The organism is Stenotrophomonas maltophilia, from assembly GCF_003970865.1.
Lineage (GTDB): Bacteria > Pseudomonadota > Gammaproteobacteria > Xanthomonadales > Xanthomonadaceae > Stenotrophomonas > Stenotrophomonas maltophilia_AR.
Genome location: NZ_RXLZ01000127.1, coordinates 1 through 3,511, shown reverse-complemented (window position 1 = coordinate 3,511; position 3,511 = coordinate 1). Strand labels below are relative to the sequence as shown.

The following is a 3,511-nucleotide window of genomic DNA, read 5'->3' as shown; positions in this document are numbered from 1 at the left end:
TAACTTTCTTGCTCGTGCGGTTGCATTCTGCTGCTACAGTCTCTGTCTATCTTTTTGTCTATTAATGGTCGACGCGCCACTCAGACCACCAACGGTAAGTGCCTCGGCACCGTCAGATGGGTAAAAGGGCCAGCCCCCCGGTAGATCCACGCCATGCGTGGATGCCCCAGGCGCCACACCTAAAGTCCCCCGACGAGGGGCCGATATCGAGCCTGACACCGGGACTTCCGGCAGAACCAGGACCCCTCGATGAACGACAAGACCAGCTCCACCGCCAGCGCCGGTGGCGAATTCCTCAGCTTCACCCTCGGTGCCGAGCACTACGGCGTGGACATCCTCAAGGTGCAGGAAATCCGCGGCTATGACGCGGTCACCCGGGTGCCGGATGCGCCGGACTACATCAAGGGCGTGATCAACCTGCGCGGCACCATCGTCCCGGTCATCGACCTGCGCCTGAAGCTGCGCCTGGACGATGCCCGCTACGACGCCTTCACCGTGATGATCGTGCTGAACGTCGACGACCGCGTGGTTGGCATCGTGGTCGACAGCGTCTCGGACGTGATCCCGCTCTCGGCCGAGCAGATCCGCCCGACCCCGGAATTCGGCGCCGCCGTCGATACCCGCTTCATCTCCGGCATCGGCACGCAGGACGACCGCATGCTGATCCTGCTCGACATCGAGACCCTGCTGGACAGCGCCGACATGGGCCAGGCCAACGTCGTTGAAGACGCCGCCGCCTGATCGAACGGACCTGCTTCACGTTCTGGTCACACAACCCTTCAGTTCCCTCCGGCAGTGCCGATAGGGGGACAGAAGCCGGTCGCGCAGGAGCGCGCAGAACCGGAACGACCATCACCATCCCCGGAGATACACCTCGATGAAGTCCCTGCTTGCGTTCGTTTCGGCCGCTGTCCTGGCCACCACCGCTTCCGCTGCGTTCGCCCAGTCGGCCGACATGATCCCGCCGGAACTGGCACCGCGCTCGGTCGGCAAGGACGGCATGGTCTGCGGCAAGGTCGAGAAGGCCCGCTACGCAGAAGGTTCCGAAGGCCAGCCGACCTTCCTGTACATGGGCGGCGCCTTCCCGCGCCACACCTTCTCGGCCCGCATCGCCGGCGAGAACCGCGGCAAGTTCTCCTTCCCGCTGGAAACCCTGGAAGGCAAGACCGTCTGCGTGATCGGCAAGATCCAGCGCGACGCCTCGCGCGCGGAAATCGAAGTCAGCTCGCCGGCCGGCCTGAAGCTGGCCAACATCAAGTAATCCGCTGTCCGTCGAACCACGCCGGACCTGGCGCCGGCGTGGTTTCTGCTGCAACCGGGCCCGATGCCCGGACGCGTCTGCCTTAGGAGATCGCAACGCCCATGCCGTGGATCAACAACCTCAAACTGATGCCGAAGCTGCTGCTGACCTTCGGTGTCCTCCTGCTGGTGATGTTGCTGCAGGGCATCGTCGCCTATCGCGGCCTGCATTCGCTGAACAATGTCACCACCGAGCTGGCAGGTTCTCGCATGGAGAGCATCCGCATGGCCGGCGAGATGCGCGGCATGCTGGGTGAATACCGCAACGCCGCCTACCAGCAGCTGATCCGCGCCAGCGACGACGTCAAGGCTGATGCACGCAAGCAGACCGTCGAGCTGCGCGAGAGCATGGACAAGTCGATCAAGGGCTATCCGACCCTGGTCGACAATCCGCAGCAGAAGAAGCTGTTCGACACCTTCGCCAAGGAGTGGAAGGACGCCCTGGCCTCCTATGACAGCGTCACCGAGATGCTGGAACTGGACCTGCCGGACGACGCCATCGATACCTTCGTCGGCGAGACCCGCACCAAGCACCGCAAGGCTGCCTCGGCGCTGGAAGCCCTCATCGCCGAAGACAACCGCCTCGCCCGCGCCTCGCGCGAAGAGGCCGAATCCACCTATTCCGCCTCGGCCGTGCTGACCGTGATCGCCCTGCTGGGCGGCGCCGCGCTCGGCCTGGTGCTGGTCTGGCTGTTCGCCCGCGCCCTGGTCGGCAGCGTGCGTGGCGCCGTGTCGGTTGCCAACGACGTGGCCGGCGGCAAGCTCGATGGCCACATCGACGTCAGCCGCCAGGATGAAGTGGGCGAACTGATGCAGGCCATGCAGCGCATGCAGCGCGACCTGCGCGAGCGCATCGAAACCGACCAGGCCGTTGCCCGCGAGAACCTGCGCATCCGTACCGCGTTGGACTACAGCTCCACCGGCGTGTACCTGACCGATACCAGCAACACCATCGTCTACACCAATCGCGCACTGCAGCAGACCCTGAGCCAGTATCAGGACGAAGTACGCCGCGACCTGCCGGACTTCGACGCGCAGGCCTCGCTGATCGGCAAGCCGGTCACCGTGCTTGAACACCGCGGCGAGATGGACCAGACCCTGCTGGGCAACCTGAAGGCACACGGTGTTGCCCGTCGCCCGATGCAGTACGGCGATGCCCAGTTTGCCCAGGTGGTCTCGACCATCCGCAATGAAGGCGGCGACACCGTCGGCTACGTGGTGGAATGGCGCGACCGCACCCAGGAAGCGCAGGTGGAAGCCGAAGTGGCACGCGTGATCGCCCAGGCTGCTGCCGGTGACCTGTCCGGCCGCATCGATTCCAGCGACAAGGAAGGCTTCTTCCTGCAGCTGGCCCAGCAGATCAACGGCCTGCTGGACGCCAACGCTGGCAGCATCGAACAGATCTCCGGCCTGCTCGCCGCGCTGTCGCAGGGTGACCTGACCGTGCGCATGCATGGCGATTACCAGGGCGTGTTCGCCCGCATGCGCGACGACGCCAACGCCACCGCCGCGCAGCTGAGCGAAATCGTCACCCGCATCAAGCAGTCCAGCCGCGCGATCAGCTCGGCCGCCGGCGAGATCGCCTCGGGCAACAGCGACCTGTCGCGCCGTACCGAACAGCAGGCCGCCAACCTGGAAGAAACCGCTGCCTCGATGGAGGAACTGACCTCCACCGTGCGCCAGAACGCCGAACACGCCCGCCAGGCCAACCAGCTCGCCATCGGCGCGCATGGCGTCGCCTCGCAGGGTGGTGAAGTGGTCGGCCAGGTGGTCACCACCATGTCGGCCATTGAAGCCTCGTCGAAGAAGATCGCCGAGATCATCAGCGTCATCGACGGCATCGCCTTCCAGACCAACATCCTGGCGCTGAACGCCGCGGTGGAAGCCGCACGTGCCGGCGAACAGGGCCGTGGTTTCGCCGTGGTCGCCAGCGAAGTGCGCACCCTCGCCCAGCGCTCGGCCGCTGCCGCCAAGGAGATCAAGGGCCTGATCGACGACTCCGTCGGCAAGGTCAACGACGGCTCGGCGCTGGTACACAAGGCCGGCGCGACCATGGGCGAGATCGTCGCCTCGGTGCAGCGCGTGACCGACATCATGGCCGAGATCTCTGCGGCTTCGCAGGAACAGAGCGCCGGCATCGAGCAGGTCAACCAGACCGTGGTGCAGATGGACGAAACCACCCAGCAGAACGCCGCGCTGGTGGAAGAAGCCA

The 3,511-nt window shown here is 65.4% G+C and carries 3 protein-coding genes; all 3 read left to right on the top strand.

The features are described from left to right. The first annotated feature begins 249 nt into the window (after window positions 1–249). Window positions 250–741, top strand: coding sequence for a chemotaxis protein CheW (locus EKL94_RS21990; protein ID WP_010482468.1), 492 nt, complete (start codon window positions 250–252; stop codon window positions 739–741). A gap of 136 nt (window positions 742–877) precedes the next feature. Beyond that, window positions 878–1,261, top strand: coding sequence for a hypothetical protein (locus EKL94_RS21985; protein ID WP_010482470.1), 384 nt, complete (start codon window positions 878–880; stop codon window positions 1,259–1,261). A 101-nt stretch (window positions 1,262–1,362) separates the two neighbouring features. Beyond that, on the top strand, window positions 1,363–3,511 hold a 2,149-nt coding region (locus EKL94_RS21980; protein ID WP_126930634.1), incomplete at its 3' end, for a methyl-accepting chemotaxis protein.